This window comes from Natronorubrum texcoconense, assembly GCF_900100335.1.
GTDB lineage: Archaea > Halobacteriota > Halobacteria > Halobacteriales > Natrialbaceae > Natronorubrum > Natronorubrum texcoconense.
Genome location: NZ_FNFE01000003.1, coordinates 281,925 through 303,231 on the forward strand (window position 1 = coordinate 281,925; position 21,307 = coordinate 303,231).

A 21,307-nucleotide genomic window follows, 5' to 3' on the forward strand; every position below is an offset into this window, starting at 1 on the left:
AGTTCGATCGACGTCAGTCGGCCGAACTGGGATCGACAGCGGTCTCGCTGATGGTGACGGAATCGTCGACGGAAAGCGTCTCACCCCACGACGACTCGGGGACGCGCGTGTTAGTCATCAGCCGGAAGTAGTGGTCGAACCAGGCCTCGCTCGCCCACTCCGGGAGGGTCGCCTCTCGCCGCTCGACGAACGTCTCGCGAAAGCCCTCGGTTGCCTCGCCCGTCTCTGGGTCGCGCGTCGGCACGACACAGCGCTGGCACGGATTGACGCCCTGCAGCGTACTCGAACCGATATCGAAGGGGACGACGTTTCCGGGTGCGTCGTACAGTCGATCCTCCCAGAACGCCGGCGCGTCGAGGACGAGGTTCGGCCGCAGTCGACGACACATCTCGTCGGGAGCGATGTCGTCGTACCACGAGGCGACCGCCTCGAGGGTGTCCGTGGCGATGACCGTCGGTCCCGAAGCGTCCGTATCGTCGGGAAATCCGCCCTCGTCGTCGCGAACGACCTCGACCGGGTAGCCAAAGCACTCCGACAGCCACGAGGCGAAACAGTCCCGATCGAGTTCGAGGTGGAACGTGTTGGTTTCGTCGCTCCCGTGTTCGCCCACCGTGACCGTTTCGCGATCGAGATCGAACGTCGCCTCGAGGTCGTGAACCTTCCGCTCGCGTTTGCCGTTGACGTACTGCCCGACCGAATCGGCCGTCGAACCGGTCTCCGACGGCTGCTCGACGATCGCGTACCGTCGATCCCACGCGAGTCCACCGTTGTCGACGATCTCGCCCGCCGCAATCGACACGGCGTCGAGGGATTTGATCGGATGGACGCGAATGCGCTCGAGGTGTACCATTGACGGTACGCTCAGTCCGACACCTCTTAGCTGTGTTCGTTTCAGTCGTATTCCGACTGGATTCGACTCCGACGGAGTCGGATCAATCAGCTGAGTGCCCGATCACGCGCTTACTTTCGTCGCCGTCGCGTCGGGCGTCGGCTCCGACACGCGAACGTCGCCCTCGCCGTCGACTCGAACGGTGTAGCCGCAGTACTCGAACGCCACCGACGCGTCTACTCCCGGCGTCGCAAATAGCGACTCGAGCGCTTCCGTGTCGATGGCTTCGTGCAACGGGGACGCCAGTTGGGTGATATCGACTCCCTCTCGCGCGGCGACAGTCTCGGCGATCTCGAGGACGAGTTCGTTTTCTTGGACCATACTCAGCGGGCCATTATCGTCCCATATAACAGTAGGGGATCGTATTCTGACGGGCGACAGACGCCCGTCAGACGTTCGGTAGACGCGTGGAACACATTGCCTTCGCGCCGGCCCGTCGAAGCCATCCTTTTTGCCGTTCGAACGCGTCAATGAGACCGACATGTCAGCCGCAAACGCGCTCGCCGAGGTCGTCGACAACCTCGTCTACGAATCGGTACAGGTCCACGAGCACGGCGTCGATCTGACCGTCGGCGCGATCTACGAGGTCGTCGGTCCCGGCCGACTCGACTTCGGCGGTGACGAACTCGAGGACGCGGAGCTCGAACCGGTGTCCACCGAACTCCGCAATCCGGACGACGAGTACGGCTGGTGGGATCTCGAGGGCGGCCAGTACGTGATCCAGCACAACGAGTTTCTGACTGACCTCGAGGAGCCGGTCCAGCTCCAGCCGCGAAACGAACTCCTCGCTCGCGGCGGTTCGCATCCGTCGGTACTGGTAGCGTCACACCTCCCGTTGATGCCGCTAACCGTTGCTGAGGGCGGATTGCGGATCAAGGAGAACGCACGGGTGTCGACGCTGGTGTGGTCTGGCGAGCGGTCGCTCGACACGGAGTAAGCGACGCGGTTCGGTCGTTGCCGACCGACGTGACGGTCTCGAGTGCAATCACGACACCTCCGAGTCGCGATCGACTGCTACAGGTGGTGAACTCGGGATTATGAACGGAAAATGAATCGAATAAAATTGCGGTGCTACCGGCCTTCGAACTCGGGCTCTCGGTCCTCGAGGAAGGCGTTGACACCCTCCGCGTGGTCGTCGGTGTCGAAGACGATTCCCTGCGCGACCGCTTCGTCGGTCAGGGCCTGCCCGAGGGACTTCTCGAGCCCTTCGCCGACCAGTCGGTTGGCGTGGCGCAACGCGATCGGCGGGCCGGAGACGATCTTCTCGACGAACTCGTCGACCCGCTCGTCGAACTCGTCGCCGCCGTAGACGTGGTTGACCAGTCCGAGCTCCTTCGCGCGGTCGGCGCCGAAGATATCGCCCGTCAGGACGAGCTCCTTGGCGACGTTCTCACCGACGATCCGCGGGAGGAGGTAGGAGGTTCCGGCGTCGACGCTCAGGCCGACCTGCCGGAAAACGAAGCCGAAGACGGACCGATCGCTCGCCAGTTGGACGTCACAGCCGATCGCGAGGTTCGCGCCCGCGCCGACCGCGGGGCCGTCGATCGCCGCGATCGTCGGAATCGGGAACTCGACGAGCGTCGTCATCATCTCTTTCGTCCGCTGCTCGAGACTCTGCGCCCGGTCGTCGGCCGGGAGATCTTCCTCGAGTGCACTCGTCATTCGCTTCACGTCGCCGCCGGCCGAGAACGCACCGCCTGCGCCTTCGATGACCACACAGCGGGCGTCGCTGCCCTCGATCTCCTCGAGAGCCGCGACGAACCCCTCGTGGATTTCCGTGGAGAAGGCGTTGCGCCGATCCGGCTGGTTGAGCGTGATCGTCGCCGGGCCGTCGTCCTCGATCTCGAGGAGGACTGCATCGCCGAGCGCCATTATTCGGCCTCCTCTCCGCGGAGTTTGAACTTCTGGACCTTCCCGGTCGTGGTCCGCGGCAGTTCCTCGACGAACTCGACCTCGCGGGGGTGTTTGTACTCCGCGAGGTTGGTCAGGCAGTACTCTCTGATCTCGTCCGCCGTCACGTCGGCGTCGGGCGTGGGGACGATGAACGCCTTGATCGTCTCGCCGCGACGTTCGTCGGGAATGCCGGCGACGGCGGCGTCGGCGACGGCCTCGTGTTCGAAGAGCAACTCCTCGACCTCACGGGGGTAGACGTTGTAGCCGCCGGTGACGATCATGTGCTTCTCGCGGTCGACGACGTAGTAGAACCCGTCCTCGTCGCGGTAGCCGATATCGCCGGTGTGGAACCAGCGTCGGCCGCCCGCCTCGGTAAAGGCCTCCTCGTTAGCTTCGGGCAGCCCGTAGTAGCCTTTCATCACGTTCGGTCCGGCGACGACGATTTCGCCGGTGATCTCGCGGAGATCCGTGGTCTCCTCGTCGATCGGCCCCTCGTCGACCGGTGTGACTTCCTCGAACGCCTCGTCGACGACCTTGGAGTCGACGCCGGGGACGGTCTTGCCCACGCTCCCGACGCGTCGCCCTTCGATCGGGCTGTTGAAGTGGGTGATCGGGCTTGTCTCGGTCAGTCCGTAGCCCTCGTAAACCTTCGGCTCGTACAGCTCCTCGAACTTACGGAGGACTTCGACCGGAATCCCGGAGCCGCCGACGCCACAGAGCCGAACCGACGAGAGATCGAACTCCTCGGCGTTCGGCTGGTTGATGACGTCGTTGTACATCGCGGGCACGCCGTGCATCAGCGTCAGTTCCTCGTCTTCGATGAGCGAGACGGCCTCCTGGGCGTCCCACGACGGCAGCGGGTAGAAAGCGCCGCCGTTGAACAGCGTCGAGTTCATGACGACGGTCATGCCGTAGATGTGGAACAGTGGGAGGACGCCGAGCTGTTTGTCGTCTTCGCGGATCCCGTCAGGGATCAGCTCCGAGGCGGCGTTCGCGTTCGACGCGAGGTTGTCGTGGGTGAGTTGGACCCCCTTCGGCTGCCCCGTCGTCCCGGACGTGTAGGGCTGGACCGCGACATCGTCGTCGTCTCGCTCGACGATGTCGGGGTCGCCGGGCTCGAGGAACTCCGTTAGTTCCGTCGCACCGTCGGCATCACCGCCGACGCTGACGATGTGTTCGACGCTCGTCTCGTCCTGTACCTCAGTGACGAACGGGACGAGATCCGCGAGCGCGACGACCACTTTGGCCTCGCTGTCGGAGAGCAAGTGACCGATCTCCCGGGCTTTGTACTGCGGGTTCATCGGGACGACGGCCCCGCCGGCCCGAAGCGTCCCGTGGAAGGCGATCAGAAACGGCGGAACGTTCGGCAGATAGATCGCGACGCGATCGTCGGCCCCGACGCCGCGACTCTCGAGTGCGGTCGCGAAGGCGCCGGTTTGCCCCCAAAACTCCTCGTAGCTGGTTTCAGACCCCTGATAACCGATCGCGGTGTTGTCGCCGTATTCCTCGACGGCTGCCGCGAGATTAGTGACAAGATTTGTCATACTCCGTGCGATACGTTTCCGTGTACCGTAAAAAAGATTGTTAAAGAAGGGGACGGCTGCCCCTTCCAAGAGAAAACGAACGATCGAACAACAGGGACGATTCCCTCACACGGCAGAACTCGGGTCGGTATCGATCCGGTTGCGGGAGAACACGCACGTTGCAGTCAGCCCTCGAGTCCGTCGTCACGATCCGAGGGACTGAATCGATACTCGACGGTCGGATCGCTGCTCGAGCGGGCTGACACGTTCGACGGCGAAGCCGTCGTACTCCTCGAGGACGCCAGATCGGCCGAGAGACGAGTGCCTACGGTTAGGGGACGAATCGCTCGGCGGTCTCCGTATACTCGGCGAGCGACTCGAGGAACCGAGCGGCGTCGGCTCCGTCGACGATTCGGTGATCAAAGCTGAGATCGAAGCTGATTCGCTTGCGAAACTCGAGTCCGTCGTCGACTCGCTGTGGCCGTTCTCGGATGCGATTGACGCCGAGAATCGCGACCTCCGGCGGGTTGATGACCGGCGTGAACGAGTCGACGCCGAGCACGCCGAGGTTCGTGACGGTAAACGTCCCTCCGCGGAGGTCGCTCATCGTGTACTCTCCGGACTGAACCCCCTCCGTCAGTCGTCGGCGTTCCGTTGCGACCTCTCCGAGCGACTTCGAACCGATATCGCGGAGTACGGGTGCGACGAGTCCCGCGTCGATGTCGACGGCGACGCCGACGTTGTGCTCCTCGTACAGCCGGTGGGTCTCGTCCTCGAACGTCGCGTTGAACGCCGGATGGTCGTCGAGCGTCGCCGAGACCGCATACAGCAGGAGATCGACAACGGAGACGTCCGCTTCGAGTCGATCGTCCGCGGTCTCGGTCGCCTGGAGCAGTTCCTCCGCGTCGACGTCCCGATTCGCGGTCACGTGAACCGCGTTCTGATAGCTCTCCTGCAGTCGGTTCGCGATGGTCGCTCGCATCGGCGAGAGCGATCGTTCCTCGCGGACGGAGCGCCCCGTCTCGTCAGTGTCCGCCGTCGACTCGTCGTCGTTCCGGTCGGACTCCGTATCGATCGGTGGCATACGATGATTGTACGATCCACGGTCGAGTGCGATCAGTCCGGACGAATCCAGGCGAGGACGTTCCCCCGTTCGAACTCGTCGTCTTCGTCGAGGACGATCTCCTCGAGCGTGCCGGAGGTCGGTGCGGGGACGTCGACGCTCACCTTCTCGACCTGGAACTCACAGAGATCGTCGCCGGCGTCGACGCGGCTCCCCTCGCGCAGGAACCAGTTGACGACGACGCCCTCGTCCTCGTCCGTATCCTCGGGCCAGACGTCGTCCGTGTCGACGGCGACGCGGTCGTCGTCCGAACTCATTCGCTGGCGTGCACGTCGCGGATGGCGTTCTCGACATCATCCGCGTCCGGGATGACCTCGTTCTCCATCGGCCGCGCGTACGGTATCGGGACGTCCGGCACGGCGACTCGCTCGACGGCTTCCAGATCTGCGAGTCCGCCTTCGGCCTCGACCACGCTCGCGACGATTTCGCCGGTGACGCCGAACGAGCGGTAGTCCTCGTCGACGACGACCAGACGGCCGGTCTTCGCGACTGAGTCGGCGATCGTCTCGGTGTCGAGCGGGACGAGCGTCCGGAGATCGATCACTTCGACGTCGATCCCGTCGTCGGCGAGGGACTCGGCGGCCTCGAGCGCCCGGTGGACGTGCAAACCGAGCGTGACGACGGTCACGTCAGCCCCCTCGCGCTTGACGTCGGCGCTGCCGAACGGGATCGTGTACTCGTCCTCGGGAACGCCCGTCTTCGGCCCGTCCGGGGCCGGCATCCAGCCGATGCCCATCAGTCGCTTGTGGAACAGGTAGACGACCGGGTCGTCGTCGCGGATGGCGTTGTGCATCAGCCCCTTCGCGTCGTAGGCGGTCGAGGGGACGACGACCTTCATGCCCGGCAGGTGCGCGAACGTCCCGTAGAGCGTCTGGGAGTGCTGGGCGGCGTCGTTGTACGTCCCGCCGACGGCGGCCGTGAGCACCATCGGAACGCTCACGGAGCCGCCGCTCATGTAGGTGTTCTTCGCCATCTGGTTGTAGATCTGGTCCATCCCGACGCCGAAGAAGTCGACGAACATGAGTTCGGCAATCGGCCGCATGCCGGCCTGCGCCGCACCTACAGCGGCCCCGATGTACGCCGTCTCGCTGATGGGCACGTCCATAATCCGTTCGTAGCCGAACTCCTCGAGCAGCCCGTCGGTGCTGTCGAAGATGCCGCCGTAGTCCGCGACGTCCTCGCCCATGTAGAAGACGTCGTCGTCCTCGCGCATCTCGTGGGCGATGGCCTCGACCATCGCTCGACTCATCGTCAACGATCGGTCAGTCCGTCCGTCGCTCGCCGGCTCTCGCTCCTGTTGGGCCATCAGTCGTCACCCCCAGTTTCCGCAACGGATGGCTCGCTATCAGTCACGCCCGAGGCCGGGTTCACGAACACGTCCTCGTAGGCGTCTGCCGGCTCCGGTTCGGGTTGGTCCTTCGCCCACTCGATGGCCTCCTCGACGCGCTCGTGAGCGCGGTCGCGGAGGTCGTCTATCGTTTCGTCGTCGACGTCGTGGCCTCGGAGATCCGCTTCGAGTCGCTCGATCGAATCCCGTCGCTCGGCCGCCGCTTTGTCCTCGTCGGGGCGATAGCCTTCCGGATCGCCCATGAAGTGGCCCATCCGTCGGTGGACCTGTACCTCGAGCAGCGACGGCCCGTTCCTGTCGCGAGCGCGGCCGACGGCCGCTCTCGCCGCCTCGTATACGGCGACGGCGTCGTCGGCGTCGACACGCTCTCCTGGCATGTCGAAGCCGTCGGCACGGCGGGCGCCGTTCGCGACGTCGGTGATGCGATGTTTCGGCATACTGATCGCCCAATCGTTGTCCTCGACGACGAAGACGACGGGGAGGTTCTGGACGCTCGCCATGTTGAGCGACTCGAGGAACGCCCCCTGATCGATGGCGCCCTCGCCGAGGAACGCGACGGCGACGCTGTCGGTGTTTCGCTTCTTCGCGGCCAGACCGGCCCCGACGGCGGGCGGACAGCCCTCGGCGATGATCCCGCTACACGCGAAGTTGACCTCGGGATCGAAGAGGTGCATGTGTCCGCCCTTTCCCTTGCTCAGGCCGGTCTCGCGGCCGAAAATCTCGGCGGTCATCCGCTTCAGATCGACGCCCTTCGCGATGGCGATGTGGTGGGGTCGGTGGGGTGCCGTCACCGTATCGTCGTCCCGTAAGTGTTGACAGACGCCCGCGCCGGACGCCTCGTGGCCCGCGGCCAGATGCAGTTCACCCGGAATGGGGCCGGCGGAGATGTCGAACGCCGGCTGTTTGCCCTCGAGGTACTCCTCTTGCAGACGCTCCTCGTAGTGACGCGCCGTCACCATGTTCTCGTACATTGATTGTAGTTCGTTAACAGACACCATGCCGCGTAGAACTGACGGGACACGCGGCTAAATAGCTATATTCCGCATCGAGGACGGTTCAATAGCCGTGAGTATTCACACTGGCGGCTACTCGGCCATCGCGGACCGACAGCGACCGACGCGCCCGCCGACCGCGCCGCGAGCGATCAGTCGTCGACGAAAATTTCGTCCGGCTCGAGGGCCTCGAGCGGGCCGACGTGCTCGTCGTCGGTCGCGTACTGGTAGAGGGCGGCGCGGACGATCATGCCGAGGACCTGTGCGAGCACGATCGACGCGACGAGGAGCAGACCGCCGGTCACACCCATCGCGTACGCGGCGAGCCCGGATGCCGAAACGTAGGCTGCTGCGAGCAGGCAGATGCCGACGATACTCACCGGAAGCAGGGCCAGCCCGATTCCGAAGGCTGCGGTGATGCTCTCGCCCCACGTTCGGGAGAACGCGGCACCGATCTTTCGCAGGTCCGACCGCAGTGAGTCGGTCTGATCGGTGACGATCACCGGGACGACGAAGAACGTCAGGAGTCCCCACGCCAGATCGAACAGGGAGTGCGTGAGCGTTCCGACGCCGGGGACGGTGTCCTCGACGACGTAGAACGCGGTTCCGATCGTCGCGGAGACGAGGCCCCACGCGACGATCTTCCGGCGGACCGCCCACGCGGCGGCCAGCCCCCCGCCGACCGTCGGCTCCTCGCCGGCGAAGTGACGCGTCGCGCAGTGGACGACCGCGGCGTTGAAGAAGATGCCGACGCCGGAGGCGATGGCGATCGCGACGAACATAACGCTATACTGGACGACGTTGCTCGTGAACACCGCACCGACGAGATCGTAGTGCAAGATCGCCACGGCGAGGACTGCGTACGCACTCCCGACGGCGGCGAGACTCAACAGGGGGAGGACGGCGAGCCGAGGACGCGCACGAAACACGCCGAGGCTGGCGTCGATGACCCGGAGCCCGTGTCGGAACCGTCCAGTCATATTACACAGTATTCGGACCGAATATATATTCCTGTTGGACCGTTGACTCGCGGGGTCGGCGGATCGAGTTCGGCCCCTCGATTCGAGGCTATATACGTTCGTCTCCCGAAGATGCAACTCAGATGTACGACGACGTGCTCATCCCGACGGACGGGAGCGACGGGACGCGCCAGTCGATCACCCACGGCCTGACGATCGCGAAGCGGTTCGATGCGACGATCCACGCCCTGTCGATCGTTCCGGAGGGACCGCTCGGGACGCTGCAGAACGATGCGGCGGCACCCGCCGCCCACCGAGCGGTCGAACGCGTCGAGGTCGACGCCGAGCGAGGGGGCGTCGACGTCGAGACGGCGGTCGAACAGGGCGTTCCACACGAGGAGATCCTCGCGTACGCCGACGAGAACGATATCGACATGATCGTGATGGGGACGCAGGGCCGGACCGGCCTCGATCGCGTGCTGGTCGGCAGCGTCACCGAACGGGTCGTCCGCATGGCCGATGCCCCTGTCGTCACAGTCCGATTTACGGACGACATCCGAATCGAGGACGCCGACGAGGCCGACCGAATCGCTCGAGAAGCCCTCGCGGCCGAGACGCCCGGCGTCGACGCCGAGGCGATCACCTCGCTCGAGGAGCCACATCGGACCAGCGCGTCCTGGATCGTCCCGCTCGAGATCGACGCGGGAACCGCACACGTTCACGTCGACGCCTTGACTGGAGAGGCACGCGTCGCGAGACGCGAGTAGCCAACCGAGTACAGTTCTCGACTGACGACAGTGTCTCGACCGACGACCGATCGGTTCGTCCGAACGGATCACCTATCCCAGCCCCGTCCGATTTCGCCGCTGCTACCGTTGTTAACCGGAGACAACAGCAGGGTAACGTCATCCATCGAATATACGTTGAGAGCGACACGATCCAAATATCCGATTAGTGCGCACAACGGTACTCCCCCTTTTTGCTGTGATTCCGGGTTGACGACCGGTAGGAGGTTAGACACGTGAACAGACGAACGCTATTGAAAGGGGTTGCAGTCGGAAGTATCGTCCCGGCTACGAGTGTCGCTACGACACCGGCCGGTGCACAGGACGGCGGAACGTCGAGTGATGATTCGAACCCGGACGACGCCGAACCGGACGACACCGCTCCCGGGCCGGACGAGGCCGATAACGGACCCGTATCCGTTCGGATCGTCGAAATTCCGGAGGCAGTTACGGGTGGGGCGCTGCTCGACTGGACCGTCGAGGTCGAGAACCCGACGGACGAGCCGATCCGACCGACGATCGAGTACACCGTCGACGGCGAGTCGCTCGGAACCGTGACGCTGACGGTCGATCCCGGCGAGACGGTACAGCCGACCGCCCCGAGCTACCAGACCGAGCCCGTCGCGACGGCGGACTCGGTGACGGTCCGGGTCGAGGCGAACGGCGATTCGGACGAGCGAACCGTCCAGATCCTCCCTACCCAAGAGCTGGACGAGGCGCTTCAGTTCCCCGCGCCCGAACTCACCGTCGAGCCGGAGACGACGGTTCACTTCGAGGTCGGAGCCGTCGATCCCGACGCGCCCCAGACGACCACGTGGTGGGTCGACGGCGAGCGAGTCGGCGACACGTTCGCCGATCCGTGGCAGGGAACCTACTTCTTCGAACAGGACGCCCACTACTGGCAGGAGACGTTCGAGGCCCAGGGCACGTCCGAGGTCGTCGCCGGCGTCGACGTCGACGGCGAGCAGTATCGGGCGAGTTGGACCGTCACCGTCGCGCCGGGGGGCCTCGCCGATCCCACTATCGAGGCCGCCCGTCCGGAAGCGGGCATCCTCGAGTTCGATCGCGAGGATCCGTCGCCGACAACGCTCGAGATCGACGTCGCCGATCCGGACGGCAACCTCGATCGGGTCGTCTGGTGGCTCACGCAGGCCGACGCGATCCTCGGCGTGAGCGAGGTGTCGGGTGCCAGCGATACGGCGACGCTCACCGTCGACGACGACCTGTGTCACACCTGCGTCGTCGTGCCGTGGGTGATCACCGGCGACGGGACGTTTACGTCCGAGTTCCTCTGGGAGGTCGACGACGTGGACGTCGATTTCGGGGAGCCGGACGACGACCCGAGCGAGCCCGACGACCCGACAGATCCGGACGATCCCGGAGTAGAACCTGATGATCCCGCAGATCCGGACGACCCCGACGAACCGGTGAAAGAGCCGGAACAACCTCGAGACGAGCCGAAGGGTTCTCGAGACAGACACGACGGGCCTCACACTGATCCCGAGAAACCAGACGACAAACACGACCAGCACGGATCAGACGATGCGAAGCCTCGAGACGATCACACGAAGACGAAAGCGTCCGACTCCACCCCGGACGGCGACTGCTCGACCTGATCTGAGCCGTTACGATCGGCCGATCGGGTCCCGCATTCGTCGACTCCGCGGCGGCAGCAATGATACCACAGTCACCGGCAGTAACGTCGGCGGCGGCAGTCTCGACGAGCGTCCCTGCGTGTGGCAACTCCCGTGACAACGACTCGTCGCGGGCTTCGATACTGGCTCCTCGAGAAAGCACCACCTACATGATTTGGAACCAGAACTATCAGTAGGTGCGATGTTCATCCTATCGACGAGGGTAGAACGCCAGTCGTTGCCACGAAGGGGGTTCGACTATGAGACATCGACCCTCGTCGATCGATCATCTCGTTCCAACGTCGGCCTTCGCCGGCCGGCATTTCGGATACCACACCCAGTAGCGATCGCTATACGACGGCCGAGTCTCACCGAAACTCTAGGGGTGGTGCCTCCTCGCATCAGCTTCTGCCGCGCAGGGCGGCGACGTCGAGCGGCCACCACTCACGGTCGCGGACGGCGACGTGAATCTGTGCGATGATCCCCAGTAACGGCAGTTCTAACAGCGGTCCGATGACCAGCGCCAGCGGGATGAGCGGTTCGTTCGGAAACGCGACGACGGCGATTGCGAGCGCCGTCGGGGAGTTCCGCGAGAGAATCGTGTTGTTGAAACAGACCAGCTCTTCGTAGGAGAACGACAGCAGTCGACCGACCCCGAAGCCGACGCCGAGATTGATCGCGTAGAAGGCGATCACGGGAACGGCGAGGAGGGCGAGGAGTTCCGGATTCTCGAGGATTACCTCTCCCTGTGAGGCGAACATCGCCCCGATCGCGAGGCTCAGAAAGACGATCTGAATCGGACTCAGTGTAGGGAGGAATCGCCTTGCGAACCACTCTCGCCCCTTCGTTCGCGTCAGTCCCCACCGAGCGATCCCGCCGAACACGAGCGGGACGACGAGCACGAGAACCACGCTCTCAACCAACACGCCCAGCGGCAGTTCGACCAGCGTGCCTGCGAACGCGTATAGATACACGGGGAGCAGCACGAGTTGGAGGACGAGATTATACGGCAGGATGGAGGTCGCCAGCGGCACGTCGCCGTCGGCGATATCGGTGAAGATGAGATACCAGTCCGTACACGGGGTGACCATGAGCATGATGAGGCCGACCCACAGCGCAGGGTGGTCTCGAAGGAAGACGGCACCGAGCCCGACGGCCAGCAGCGGGCTCCAGATGAAATTGACGAGCAGGCCCGAGCCGACGACGCGTCGATTCCCGAACGCATCACGGAGCCGCGACAGCGGAATCCCGGCGAACGCGGCGAACAGCATGACCATCAGAAACGGCAGAATGAGGCGGTCCGCGACGGCAGGAACGCCCGAGACCTGACCCAGCGCGAGTCCAACGACGATGGCGACGAGAACGAACACCGTCTGATACTTCTCGACGAAGTCCATCTGGGCAGTTCTTACGCGTGGAGCGTGCTAAGGCTGTGGTTTCGGGACGGATAGTGTCTCGAGGAGTCGGTATCGGTGGCCGGAGACAGCGGTTCCTGCTCCGACGCACGGTTCGGTCTGGGCGATCGACGGATATCGAGTCGAGCGACAGGTGTTCGATCGCTTCGCTTCGTCAGTTTGCAGGAATAGTCTGGTCGGGCGGGGATTTGAACTACGCCCGAGAACCTGCGCCTGCGGCGCAGAACCTCGGTCTCATTCAAATCCCCGCATCTGCTCTGCGAACGCTCACGTCCGTTCGCGTTCAGCAGAGCCAGGGCGGGGATTTGAACCCCGGGAGTCTCGATTACAAGTCGAGTGCATGAACCACCCATGCTCCCCTGGCGCAACTGGCGATTAGCGATCCTCCTTTGAATGTGTATCGTTTTCCGACCGGTCGTCGTCCACGAGTTCTCGCTTCATCGCGACCCGGTACGTGTCGTAGCCGTGTCGGTCGTAGAACCGGCGTGCGTCGTCGTTCGCCGCCATCACCTCGAGAATCACCGTCTCGGCGCCCTGCTCGGCGAGTTCGGCTTCGGCGGCTTCGAGCAGCGCCGTCCCGATTCCGAGATTTTGGTAGCCGGCATCGACGTAGATGTTCGAGAGGAGTCCGCGGGTCGTATCGAGGGCGAGCGAGCCGCGCTCGAGGGTGAACGATGCGAAACCGACGATCGCGCCACCGACGCGGGCGACGAGTAGGCCGTCGTTGACCTGGTGGGCCGCGAGCGTGTCACGGATCATCTCGCGATTCGGGTCGGCGAGGACGACAGAATCGTACTCACGCTGGTCGCGGGCGAGTCGCACCCAGAGGTCCGCGACCGGCTCGATATCGTTCTGAGCGGCGTGTTCAATCGTCGGCTGGCTGTCGTTGGGAGGGTCCATTCTCGAGTGCCGTGACGGCGGGAAGCGGTTCCGCAGTGAGCATCCGCAGGGCGGCCCCGCCGCCGGTGCTGACGTGAGAAAAGCCTTCGACGCCGAGTCGGCGGAGCGCCGAAGCGGTGTCGCCGCCGCCGACGATACTCGTCTCGACGTCGGTCGCCGCCTCGTAGAGCTGTCGTGTCCCTCGCGCGAACGCATCCTCCTCGAAGACGCCGGCGGGGCCGTTGAGGATCACCGTGCCCGCATCCTCGAGAAGCCGTTCGTAGTAGGCGAGCGTCGAACTCCCGATGTCCATCGCGGCTTCGTCGTTCTTCGGTGGGAGCGCGTTGACGCCGATCTCGTGTCGCTCGCCGTCGCGTTCGACGGCGACGTCTCGAGGGAGGGCGACCTGCTCGCCGTAGGCGTCGAGCAGGTCCGCGGCGCGGTCGATCTCGTCCCAGTAGCCCTGGTCGTAGATGAAGTCCGAACTGGCGTCGCCGAGGTCGACGCCGTCGGCGATGAGGAAGACGTTGCCGACGACGCCTGCGGTGAGGACGTGATCCGCGAGCCCCTTCTCGAGGACGGACCAAGCGACGTCGATCGAGTCGGTGACTTTCGCTCCGCCGAGGACGTAGACGCGGGGTTCGGGCGTCTCCTCGATCGATCCCAGCACGTCGAGTTCGGACTCCATCACGCGACCCGCGTAGCCGGGTAACACGGTCGGAAAGCCGACCAGCGAGGGCTGTGAGCGGTGAGCCGCGGCGAAGGCGTCGTTGACGTAGGCGTCGAGTACCGGCGCGAGGCCTTCCACGAGGTGGGTCCGGGCGGCGCGCTCGGGTTCGAACTCCATGTACTCCTCGCTGTAGAAGCGGGTGTTCTCGAGGACGACGCAGTCGCCGTCGTCGAGGTCGTCGACGATCTCGCGGGCGGCGCCGCTGAACGTCACGTCGACGTAGTCGACGGGTTGGCCGAGCAGTTCCGAGAGCCGGTCGGCGTGGGACTCGAGGGAGACGAAGTCGTCGCCGCCGGGTCGTCCCTGATGGGCGAGGACGGCGACCCGGCCGCCGCGGTCGAGCAGTTCCGAGAGGGTGTCGACGTGGGCACGCAGTCGGGCGTCGTCGGCGAGGGTACCGTCGTCGCCGATAGGACTGTTGATATCGACGCGGACGCCGACGGTAGTCCCTTCGACGGCCAGATCGTCGAGGGTATCGGTCATTATCGATCAGTCCACCGCGGCACCCGAAAGGTCTTTCCATCGGAGAAATCGCTGACGGTGATCATCTTCGCGGAACGGAACTGCGTCCGCGGGTTCTGCTGGTCGCGGGTAGCCGTCGGACCGTTCGAAATCCGTGCCGACACCGCCCGCCCGAGAGCCACCTCGACTTAGACCGTTCGGCAGTCCGCACAGACCAACTGGCCGTTCGAGTCCCACAGCGCGTCCGCGAGCGAGCCGCAGGTCTCACAGACGCCCTGCGTGGTGTACTCGTCGCCGCCGTTAGCGACTAGCCGCGTCTCGAGTTCCTCGCTCGCCGCGGCAGCCGACTGCGTGGCTCGTTCCTCGGCGGCTGGGTCCTGGTTTCGCTCGAGTGCGGCGTCACTCGATCGGAGCGGGGTCATCGTCGCCTGAAACGAGCCGGCAGCGGCGATGACGTCGCGCTGGGTGACCAGCCCCAGCACGCCGTCCTCGTCCTCGACGACGACGTTGCGGATGTTCTCGCGGGCCATCACGTCCGCGGCGTCGGTGAGCGACCGGTTCGGGTCGAAGGTGATGACCGGCGAACTCATCACGTCGCCGACGGTCGTCGCGTCCGGATCCTGGTCGTCGTCGACGACGCCGAGAACGTCCCACTCGGTCACGATGCCGACCGGGTTCGCGCCGCGAACGACGAGGACGCAACTCGCACGCTCCTCGCGCATGAGTCCCACGACGCTGCGAACGGTGTCTGACTCGCTAACACCGACGTAATCGTTCGTCAGGACATCCCTGACCGACAGTTCCGATTCCATGTGTGAACAATGACCACAGACGGGCTAAAAGCTACCTCCATCACACTTAAGCAAATTCGTCTCGAAGGTTCGTAATTCGGCTTGTTGAGGCTTCTGCCGTTCGGGTTCCGAAACGGGTCTGGCGGCGGGGTTCGGCCCGGTCACCACTCGAGTTCGACTCTGGTCCCGTCGGCGCGACAGGTCTCGAGGGCGTGTTTCGCAGCGAAGCCGGCGTCGTGGGCGCTCTTTCCGCGGCCGACGCCGACCTGAAGTTCGACGTCGACGGCCTCTTGGACGTGGTGAATCGCCTCTTCGTACTCGGCTTCGCCGAGATCCGGGCAGACGACGATGATGTTGTCGCCGCCGACGAAAAAGGAGAGGCTGTCGTGGGCGTAGCGCATGTGGCGCATCAGTTCGGCGTAGCCCTGTTCGATCTCGATGAAGGTGTCGAAGGCGTTGAGTTCGTCGGTGTAGTTGCCGGTCGCGTCGACGACGTCGAAGTGAGCGATCTGGATGTCGTCGTCGGCCTGGTGGGCGTCTTCGACGACGCGTCCCTCGAGACACTCGCGTCGGTTCTTGTCCTGTGCGCTGCCGGCTTCTTGGACCAGTTCGGTCGCGTCCGCCAGCGCCTGGACGGGACTGGTGCCCGTCGCGACGCCGAGGCTGAGCGTCACGGGGTAGCGGTTGCCGACGGACTCCTGGAGGAGCGCGTGGTCCTCGAGGTCGAGACCGTTCGTGACGGCGACCATATTGTCGAAGCGAGTGAAGAAGGTGTAGCCGTCTCGGTTGCCGACGAACTGAGAGATGTCGGCGTAGAGCCGGGACTGGAGGGTCTGGAGGTCGGCCTCCCGCCGCGGTTCGGGAGTGACGGTCCACGGCCCGTAGTTGTCGATCTGAACGAGCGTCACCTGCGTATTAGTCACGGTGACGAATCCTTTCGAACGCCATCGTATAAGTGATACGTAATCCAGATTCGTGATGGGGGCGAAAAACGGGAGTCGGGGAACGCGAGCCGGCTCAGGCCGGTTTCTTCTCGGGATCAGACCCCTTCGGGTGGTACTCCCAGAAGTCACCGGCACGCATCGCCGCACCGACGGCCTTGTGCATGTCGAGGATCGTCTCGAACTCTTCGGCTTCGACGTACTCGAAGATCTCCCGCATCGGAACGACTCGCTGGTAGTTGATCCGGATCGGATCGTCGCCGTGTTCCTCGACGAACTCGTCGCGGACCATCGGGAAGTCCTCCTCCTCGTCGACTTTGTCGGCGATGATTCGCATGTCGAACTTGCGCATCCCCTCGCTCCCCTGTTCACCGTCGGGATCGTGTGGCCAGTCCATACGTCGATGTGTGCGGGGACCCCGCAAAAGAGTTACTCTCTATCGTCGAGACGGCGGCCGGACGGACGCGATGTTCGAAACGGGCGCGTCGACGAGCAATCCGTCCTCTCCGAGGGTCACTTTCGGAAACTCTACTCGATTGACACTCTTCTGAACAGAATCTTATTGTAGGTGGCTACCCGGGTTGGCGATAGTGAGTCGCTGGAAACGGGTGGTGTCCGTCGTCGGACCACAGCGTATCGTCCTCGCCTTCGGCGTGGCGTACGTAGCGATCGCGCTCGGACGGACGCTCGTCCGAACCAACTACGGCGAACGGCTCTCGAGCCTGCTTTCGATCTTCTTTCTCATCGGCGTGTTCGGCGTGATCCTCTGTTACGGCGGCTACAAACTGCCCGAGACCGACATTCGCGAGGAGTACTTCCCTTACGTCGCCGGCTGGTGTCTCGGCGGATTCGCCGTAATGCTGGCCATTCTCGGCCTCTACGAGGTGCTGGCCGAGGGCGGCATCGCCAATCCGGATCGTGCCATCCCCATCCTCACCTCGTTCAGTACGACCGCCGGCTTCGGCGTCGGGATCCACGACGCACGGGCCAGAACGCGGGCCCACGAAGTCACGCAGCGGAACCGTGAACTCGAGGAGATCCAGCTCGAACTCGAGGAGACGGTCGGCCGCCTCGAAGAGTCAAACGAGCAGCTCGCGGCGTCGAACGAACGACTCGAGCAGTTCGCCTACGCGGCCAGCCACGACCTCCAGGAGCCGCTACGGATGGTCTCGAGCTACCTCCGGCTCATCGAGCGGCGAAACGACGACCTCGACGACGAGAGCGAGGAGTTCCTCGCGTACGCGGTCGGCGGCGCCGACCGAATGCGCAGCATGATCGAGGGGCTGCTTCAGTACTCGCGCGTCGAAACAGAAGGACAGCCGTTCGAAGAAGTGGACCTCGACGCCGTCTTCGAGGACGTCCTCGAGGAACACTCCGTGAAGATCGACGACTGCGACGGAACGGTAACCGTCGACTCCCTCCCTCGCGTCGAGGGCGACGAGGATCAGTTGCGGCAGGTGTTGGGGAACCTGCTTCGAAACGCACTCGAGTACAGCGGCGACGCGCCGCCGGTGGTCCACGTCGGCGCCGAGCGAAATGGCTCGGTCTGGATCGTCTCGGTTCGCGACGAGGGGATCGGGATCGATGCCGACGAACAGGAGCGGATCTTCGACGTGTTCGAGCGGCTGCACGCTCTGGAGGACCACGAGGGAACGGGACTCGGGCTGGCGCTCTGTGAACGCATCGTCGAACGCCACGGCGTTCGGGCGAACAGCGCGGGGCCGGGCTCGACGGACGAGCGGCGTGAGTCCGTCGGCGGCGAGATCTGGGTCGACTCCGAACCGGGCGAGGGGGCGACGTTTTCGTTTTCGTTGCCGGCGAGCGACACCGTCGACCCGTCGTAAGAAGTTCGCGGTCCGTTCAGTTCTCGATCGCGCCGAGATACTCGTCGATGATCTCAGATTTGCGGTGGTGTTCGTGCATGTGAGATCGGACGTGGTTTCGGTGTTCACAGTCCGCTCCACACAGCGGACAGGTTGTTATCGACCCCATGCGGTGGAGTAACAGTCGAGCGTATATGACGACACCTCCAACGCTATGCGGTGGGGCTCGCATCGTCCGCAACTGTGCGGTTCGCAGTCCTCGGGTTCGAGTAAAGAAGATGTATTGGTTGAAGCGCGCGCTGTTCGCAACGATTAGTTCCTTTCCAATCGCAGTCGTTGCTGTCGTACTAATAGAACAATCTATTTCTTTTAAGCCTCATCGATTCTTCCATGATATTTAGCAGTGATTAAGCCGAGGATTGGGTAATCCGATCTGCAGGCCTCGGAGTTAGAACGGGACCTCGAGCGAATCTTGCGACAAATTCTCTGAGTACCGTTCCGTCCCGAAATCGTTCTGTTGGAAAATCGCTACCCTCGTCCGGTAGTCGTGATGTGGGCGAAACACGGAAGAGGTTTCCGTGTGTACATCGATGTATACATGGGTGACAAAACCATTCGCGTTTCCGAGCGGACGTGGCGAAAGCTCCGGGCGCGCAAGCGAGGCTCCGAGAGCTTCGATGACGTTATCGAGCGTGAACTCGAGGACGACGATCCGCTCGCCGGATTCGGCGCGTGGAGCGAGACGCCGATCGACGAGGCCGTCGACGAAGTAAAGCGGGAGATGACCGAGGATTTCGACACTTCCCCATGAAAGTCCTCGACAGCAGCTTCTGTGCCGATTTCCTCCGCGGCCGTGAGCACGCCAAGCAGTACCGACTCGACCACCAGGACGAGAGTCTCGCCCTCCCCGAGATCGGGTTCTACGAACTGTATCACGGCGCTGTGAAGGTCGGGCGTGATCCCACCACGATCGACCGGGATTTACCCTGGGTGGACCGACTCGACTACACGCCAGCCCACAGCCGCGAGGGCGCACAGATTCGCGCCGAATTGGAGGACCAAGGGAAACGTATTCAACACCCCGACATGATGATCGCTGGTGTTGCGCGATCACTTGACGCTCCCATCGTTGCCTCGGATACTGACTTCGGTCACATCGACGGACTCACCGTCGAGAACCCACGCGAAATGTACTGAAAGGGTTGTCTGTCGGCTCTACTGAGAACCGATCGAAGGGACGCGATGAGGGCAGATTGATCGTGCCAAAACAGTGGTCAAGGAAGTGCACTCACCTGAACAGACGACACACTCCCATGTCCCCCCGAATTTGAGTTACGCGAAACAGGGACCGAAGCTATTCAGCGTTTTCGACGGAGTTGGTCTTCGAGAACGATTCCGACTCCACCGAGAAGGAACACCCACCGTAGTGTCGCTGCTCCGGTATCCGTGAGCATTCCGAATACACCGGTACTTGCCACGAGGACTCCGACGGTCGATAGAGGAAGATGGCCGATGTCGATGCCCGGAACGTACGGAATGAGTAGTGCGAACCCGATGACCACGCCAACGATAGCGATACTGACCGACTGCAGCGTCGGCTCGACGACCCCCAATAGGCCTGCACCGATGACGGCTCCGGCGACGAGAACGGCTGCGATCGTTTCGTGACTGGTCCACTGTAGTCGGGTGGTCATTGGTGAAAATATGTGTTCGCTGTAGTTAACCTACCGACAATTACTGACTATACATCTGTTTGTCAGCACATATTCCGAAACAACAGATGGCCACTACGAGTGGTAGCCGAGGGTTCGCATACGCAACCGACTCGAGACGTCGAACGCGTTCACTCCCGCAGATATCAACAGCACAAAAATGCCGAATTCTGCTCAGTCGTCGGCTGCTGTCTCGGCGTCTGCCGGCTCACTTTCACCGAGTACGTCCTCGCGGTGCTCGTCCAGCAACGGCGCACGGCCCCGGGGCCGTGGCATCGTCTCGCTCATCTTGATCGGATTGCCCGCAACCTCGACGTCGCGGTCGGCACCGGGCTGTTCGACGGGGACGAGCATGTCTCGAATCCTGACGTGCTCGTCCTTGAAGATCTCCGCGGTGGTCTGGACGGGTGCAGCGGGCACGCGGCCCTCGAGTTTCCCCACCAGTTCGTCGTTGGTCTGCTCGAGCGCCCAGTCGGCGATCACCCCGCGAAGCGAGTCGCGGTTCCGCAGGCGCTCGGGCGTCGTGGGGTACTCCTCGGCTAACTCCTCGCGGCCCATGATCTCACAGAGCTGCGCCCAGTGGTTGTTGTTGAACGCGGCGATGACGGCGTAGCCGTCGTCGGTCTCGAAGGCGTTGTAGGGGAACAGCGTCGGGTGGGAGTTGCCCCGACGGGTGGGTGCCTCGCCGGTGTAGGACTGCTGGTAGACGGCGCGCTCGGTGAAGCTGAGCATCGAGTCGTACATGGCGGTGTCGACGTACTGGCCCTCACCGGTCTGTTCGCGGTGGTTGACCGCAGCCAGAATGCCGATGCAGTTCAGCGTGGCGGTAAAGAGATCGCCGACGCCGGGGCCGGTTTTCGTCGGCGGGCCGTCCGACTGCCCCGTCGTTTCCATGACGCCGCCCAGCGCCTGGGCGATGAGGTCGAAGGAGGGCTGACCCTGTCGGTCAGTTTCTCCCGTGCGCGGGTCGCCGAAGCCCCGAATCGAGGAGTAGATGAGATCCTCGTTGTACTCCGTGAGCGTCTCGTAGCCCAGATCGTACTTCTCCATCGTCCCCGCGCGGTAGTTCTCGACGACGATGTCGACTTCTTCGACGAGCGAGAGGAAGTCCGCGCGGTCCTCCTCGTCGCCGAGGTTCAGCTCGATGCTCTTCTTGCCGCGGTTGACGCTCTGGAAGTAGCCGCCGTAGGCTTCCGCCTCGGGGTCGTCGACGAACGGCGGGTTCGAGCGGATCATATCGCCGCCCGGGCGCTCTACCTTGACGACGTCCGCGCCCATATCCGCGAGCAACATCGTGCAGTACGGCCCAGCGAGGACCTGGGTCAGATCGAGCACGCGTAGATTCGAAAGTGCTCCCATGTACGCTCTCTTTCCCAGACCACGACCAAAATCCTTACCATCGATAATG

At 63.7% G+C, this 21,307-nt stretch carries 24 protein-coding genes and 1 tRNA gene; 6 read left to right on the forward strand and 19 right to left on the reverse strand.

Annotated features, from left to right (window positions below; translation table 11 throughout):
• Nucleotides 1-13: 13 nt before the first annotated feature.
• Together BLT08_RS11860 and BLT08_RS11865 are read right to left on the reverse strand one after the other, a co-directional pair.
• A complete protein-coding gene (locus BLT08_RS11860; protein ID WP_090307049.1) occupies nt 14-850 on the reverse strand; it encodes an MOSC domain-containing protein in 837 nt (278 codons plus the stop codon).
• 102 nt (nt 851-952) lie between these two features.
• Nucleotides 953-1,210: a HalOD1 output domain-containing protein gene (locus BLT08_RS11865; RefSeq protein WP_090307052.1), complete on the reverse strand. Its 258-nt coding sequence runs from the start codon at nt 1,208-1,210 to the stop codon at nt 953-955.
• 160 nt (nt 1,211-1,370) lie between these two features.
• Between BLT08_RS11865 and BLT08_RS11870 the strand changes: the two genes are divergently transcribed.
• The gene (locus tag BLT08_RS11870) at nt 1,371-1,826 is read left to right on the forward strand and encodes a dCTP deaminase/dUTPase family protein (RefSeq protein ID WP_090307714.1); all 456 of its coding nucleotides are present in this window, start codon (nt 1,371-1,373) and stop codon (nt 1,824-1,826) included.
• 134 nt (nt 1,827-1,960) lie between these two features.
• Here the strand turns inward: BLT08_RS11870 and BLT08_RS11875 are convergent, their stop codons facing one another.
• The 7 genes from BLT08_RS11875 to BLT08_RS11905 all read right to left on the reverse strand — a co-directional run bounded on the left by BLT08_RS11875 (nt 1,961) and on the right by BLT08_RS11905 (nt 8,748).
• Nucleotides 1,961-2,761 carry an enoyl-CoA hydratase/isomerase family protein gene (locus BLT08_RS11875; protein ID WP_090307055.1) on the reverse strand — a complete coding sequence of 267 codons (801 nt, stop codon included), beginning with the start codon at nt 2,759-2,761 and terminating at the stop codon, nt 1,961-1,963.
• On the reverse strand, nt 2,761-4,326 hold the full coding sequence (locus BLT08_RS11880) for a long-chain-fatty-acid--CoA ligase (protein ID WP_090307058.1): 1,566 nt from the start codon (nt 4,324-4,326) through the stop codon (nt 2,761-2,763). Before BLT08_RS11880 ends, BLT08_RS11875 begins: the two co-directional genes overlap by 1 nt.
• Nucleotides 4,327-4,636: 310 nt before the next feature.
• A complete protein-coding gene (locus BLT08_RS11885; protein ID WP_090307061.1) occupies nt 4,637-5,389 on the reverse strand; it encodes a 2-oxo acid dehydrogenase subunit E2 in 753 nt (250 codons plus the stop codon).
• 32 nt (nt 5,390-5,421) lie between these two features.
• Nucleotides 5,422-5,685 carry a lipoyl domain-containing protein gene (locus tag BLT08_RS11890; protein ID WP_090307064.1) on the reverse strand — a complete coding sequence of 88 codons (264 nt, stop codon included), beginning with the start codon at nt 5,683-5,685 and terminating at the stop codon, nt 5,422-5,424.
• A complete protein-coding gene (locus tag BLT08_RS11895) occupies nt 5,682-6,734 on the reverse strand; it encodes an alpha-ketoacid dehydrogenase subunit beta (protein WP_090307067.1) in 1,053 nt (350 codons plus the stop codon). Before BLT08_RS11895 ends, BLT08_RS11890 begins: the two co-directional genes overlap by 4 nt.
• Nucleotides 6,734-7,747, reverse strand: coding sequence for a thiamine pyrophosphate-dependent dehydrogenase E1 component subunit alpha (locus tag BLT08_RS11900; RefSeq protein ID WP_090307069.1), 1,014 nt, complete (start codon nt 7,745-7,747; stop codon nt 6,734-6,736). The genes BLT08_RS11895 and BLT08_RS11900 overlap by 1 nt, the downstream gene beginning before the upstream one ends.
• A gap of 173 nt (nt 7,748-7,920) precedes the next feature.
• Nucleotides 7,921-8,748 (reverse strand): DUF6159 family protein, encoded by an 828-nt coding sequence (locus BLT08_RS11905; protein ID WP_090307072.1) that lies wholly within the window; start codon nt 8,746-8,748, stop codon nt 7,921-7,923.
• Nucleotides 8,749-8,870: 122 nt separating this feature from the next.
• Between BLT08_RS11905 and BLT08_RS11910 the strand changes: the two genes are divergently transcribed.
• Nucleotides 8,871-9,494, forward strand: a complete 624-nt coding sequence (locus tag BLT08_RS11910) for a universal stress protein (protein WP_090307075.1) — start codon at nt 8,871-8,873, stop codon at nt 9,492-9,494.
• Between the two features lie 254 nt (nt 9,495-9,748).
• The gene (locus tag BLT08_RS11915; protein ID WP_245724205.1) at nt 9,749-11,128 is read left to right on the forward strand and encodes a hypothetical protein; all 1,380 of its coding nucleotides are present in this window, start codon (nt 9,749-9,751) and stop codon (nt 11,126-11,128) included.
• A 419-nt stretch (nt 11,129-11,547) separates the two neighbouring features.
• On the opposite strand, the gene BLT08_RS11920 is transcribed toward BLT08_RS11915, so the two are convergent.
• From BLT08_RS11920 to BLT08_RS11950, 7 genes are all read right to left on the reverse strand, one after another.
• Nucleotides 11,548-12,543, reverse strand: a complete 996-nt coding sequence (locus BLT08_RS11920) for an arsenic resistance protein (protein ID WP_090307077.1) — start codon at nt 12,541-12,543, stop codon at nt 11,548-11,550.
• A gap of 308 nt (nt 12,544-12,851) precedes the next feature.
• Nucleotides 12,852-12,925: transfer RNA gene (locus BLT08_RS11925), tRNA-Thr, on the reverse strand.
• Nucleotides 12,926-12,936: 11 nt separating this feature from the next.
• The gene (locus tag BLT08_RS11930; protein ID WP_090307084.1) at nt 12,937-13,461 is read right to left on the reverse strand and encodes a GNAT family N-acetyltransferase; all 525 of its coding nucleotides are present in this window, start codon (nt 13,459-13,461) and stop codon (nt 12,937-12,939) included.
• Nucleotides 13,427-14,653 (reverse strand): phosphoglycerate kinase, encoded by a 1,227-nt coding sequence (locus BLT08_RS11935; protein WP_090307088.1) that lies wholly within the window; start codon nt 14,651-14,653, stop codon nt 13,427-13,429. Before BLT08_RS11935 ends, BLT08_RS11930 begins: the two co-directional genes overlap by 35 nt.
• Nucleotides 14,654-14,820: 167 nt before the next feature.
• Entirely contained in the window at nt 14,821-15,444 is a 624-nt protein-coding gene (locus BLT08_RS11940; RefSeq protein ID WP_090307091.1) for a CBS domain-containing protein, read from the reverse strand.
• A gap of 140 nt (nt 15,445-15,584) precedes the next feature.
• Nucleotides 15,585-16,346, reverse strand: coding sequence for a GTP cyclohydrolase III (locus BLT08_RS11945; RefSeq protein ID WP_090307094.1), 762 nt, complete (start codon nt 16,344-16,346; stop codon nt 15,585-15,587).
• 94 nt (nt 16,347-16,440) lie between these two features.
• The gene (locus BLT08_RS11950) at nt 16,441-16,761 is read right to left on the reverse strand and encodes a DUF5785 family protein (RefSeq protein WP_090307098.1); all 321 of its coding nucleotides are present in this window, start codon (nt 16,759-16,761) and stop codon (nt 16,441-16,443) included.
• A gap of 193 nt (nt 16,762-16,954) precedes the next feature.
• Between BLT08_RS11950 and BLT08_RS11955 the strand changes: the two genes are divergently transcribed.
• Nucleotides 16,955-18,208 (forward strand): ATP-binding protein, encoded by a 1,254-nt coding sequence (locus BLT08_RS11955; RefSeq protein ID WP_090307101.1) that lies wholly within the window; start codon nt 16,955-16,957, stop codon nt 18,206-18,208.
• 16 nt (nt 18,209-18,224) lie between these two features.
• Here the strand turns inward: BLT08_RS11955 and BLT08_RS23620 are convergent, their stop codons facing one another.
• Entirely contained in the window at nt 18,225-18,356 is a 132-nt protein-coding gene (locus tag BLT08_RS23620) for a hypothetical protein (RefSeq protein ID WP_281245267.1), read from the reverse strand.
• Between the two features lie 429 nt (nt 18,357-18,785).
• Here BLT08_RS23620 and BLT08_RS11960 point away from each other — a divergent pair, with 429 nt between their 5' ends.
• A complete protein-coding gene (locus tag BLT08_RS11960; protein ID WP_175529292.1) occupies nt 18,786-18,998 on the forward strand; it encodes an antitoxin VapB family protein in 213 nt (70 codons plus the stop codon).
• Nucleotides 18,995-19,384 (forward strand): type II toxin-antitoxin system VapC family toxin, encoded by a 390-nt coding sequence (locus BLT08_RS11965; RefSeq protein WP_090307107.1) that lies wholly within the window; start codon nt 18,995-18,997, stop codon nt 19,382-19,384. The genes BLT08_RS11960 and BLT08_RS11965 overlap by 4 nt, the downstream gene beginning before the upstream one ends.
• 161 nt (nt 19,385-19,545) lie before the next feature.
• Here BLT08_RS11965 and BLT08_RS11970 read toward each other — a convergent pair whose 3' ends face one another.
• On the reverse strand, nt 19,546-19,881 hold the full coding sequence (locus BLT08_RS11970; RefSeq protein WP_090307109.1) for a hypothetical protein: 336 nt from the start codon (nt 19,879-19,881) through the stop codon (nt 19,546-19,548).
• 192 nt (nt 19,882-20,073) lie between these two features.
• The gene (gene mct / locus BLT08_RS11975; RefSeq protein ID WP_090307112.1) at nt 20,074-21,258 is read right to left on the reverse strand and encodes a succinyl-CoA:mesaconate CoA-transferase; all 1,185 of its coding nucleotides are present in this window, start codon (nt 21,256-21,258) and stop codon (nt 20,074-20,076) included.
• Between the last annotated feature and the right edge of the window lie 49 nt (nt 21,259-21,307).

What these genes read in the sequence shown, in the direction of transcription:
- BLT08_RS11865 (WP_090307052.1), bottom strand. Translation starts at nt 1,210, where the DNA reads ATGGTCCAAGAAAACGAACTCGTCCTCGAGATCGCCGAGACTGTCGCC.
- BLT08_RS11910 (WP_090307075.1), top strand. Translation starts at nt 8,871, where the DNA reads ATGTACGACGACGTGCTCATCCCGACGGACGGGAGCGACGGGACGCGC.
- BLT08_RS11905 (WP_090307072.1), bottom strand. Translation starts at nt 8,748, where the DNA reads ATGACTGGACGGTTCCGACACGGGCTCCGGGTCATCGACGCCAGCCTC.
- BLT08_RS11950 (WP_090307098.1), bottom strand. Translation starts at nt 16,761, where the DNA reads ATGGACTGGCCACACGATCCCGACGGTGAACAGGGGAGCGAGGGGATG.
- BLT08_RS23620 (WP_281245267.1), bottom strand. Translation starts at nt 18,356, where the DNA reads ATGGGGTCGATAACAACCTGTCCGCTGTGTGGAGCGGACTGTGAACAC.
- BLT08_RS11885 (WP_090307061.1), bottom strand. Translation starts at nt 5,389, where the DNA reads ATGCCACCGATCGATACGGAGTCCGACCGGAACGACGACGAGTCGACG.
- BLT08_RS11880 (WP_090307058.1), bottom strand. Translation starts at nt 4,326, where the DNA reads ATGACAAATCTTGTCACTAATCTCGCGGCAGCCGTCGAGGAATACGGC.
- BLT08_RS11930 (WP_090307084.1), bottom strand. Translation starts at nt 13,461, where the DNA reads ATGGACCCTCCCAACGACAGCCAGCCGACGATTGAACACGCCGCTCAG.
- BLT08_RS11890 (WP_090307064.1), bottom strand. Translation starts at nt 5,685, where the DNA reads ATGAGTTCGGACGACGACCGCGTCGCCGTCGACACGGACGACGTCTGG.
- BLT08_RS11895 (WP_090307067.1), bottom strand. Translation starts at nt 6,734, where the DNA reads ATGGCCCAACAGGAGCGAGAGCCGGCGAGCGACGGACGGACTGACCGA.
- BLT08_RS11970 (WP_090307109.1), bottom strand. Translation starts at nt 19,881, where the DNA reads ATGACCACCCGACTACAGTGGACCAGTCACGAAACGATCGCAGCCGTT.
- mct (WP_090307112.1), bottom strand. Translation starts at nt 21,258, where the DNA reads ATGGGAGCACTTTCGAATCTACGCGTGCTCGATCTGACCCAGGTCCTC.
- BLT08_RS11935 (WP_090307088.1), bottom strand. Translation starts at nt 14,653, where the DNA reads ATGACCGATACCCTCGACGATCTGGCCGTCGAAGGGACTACCGTCGGC.
- BLT08_RS11860 (WP_090307049.1), bottom strand. Translation starts at nt 850, where the DNA reads ATGGTACACCTCGAGCGCATTCGCGTCCATCCGATCAAATCCCTCGAC.
- BLT08_RS11960 (WP_175529292.1), top strand. Translation starts at nt 18,786, where the DNA reads ATGGGTGACAAAACCATTCGCGTTTCCGAGCGGACGTGGCGAAAGCTC.
- BLT08_RS11875 (WP_090307055.1), bottom strand. Translation starts at nt 2,761, where the DNA reads ATGGCGCTCGGCGATGCAGTCCTCCTCGAGATCGAGGACGACGGCCCG.
- BLT08_RS11965 (WP_090307107.1), top strand. Translation starts at nt 18,995, where the DNA reads ATGAAAGTCCTCGACAGCAGCTTCTGTGCCGATTTCCTCCGCGGCCGT.
- BLT08_RS11900 (WP_090307069.1), bottom strand. Translation starts at nt 7,747, where the DNA reads ATGTACGAGAACATGGTGACGGCGCGTCACTACGAGGAGCGTCTGCAA.
- BLT08_RS11870 (WP_090307714.1), top strand. Translation starts at nt 1,371, where the DNA reads ATGTCAGCCGCAAACGCGCTCGCCGAGGTCGTCGACAACCTCGTCTAC.
- BLT08_RS11940 (WP_090307091.1), bottom strand. Translation starts at nt 15,444, where the DNA reads ATGGAATCGGAACTGTCGGTCAGGGATGTCCTGACGAACGATTACGTC.
- BLT08_RS11920 (WP_090307077.1), bottom strand. Translation starts at nt 12,543, where the DNA reads ATGGACTTCGTCGAGAAGTATCAGACGGTGTTCGTTCTCGTCGCCATC.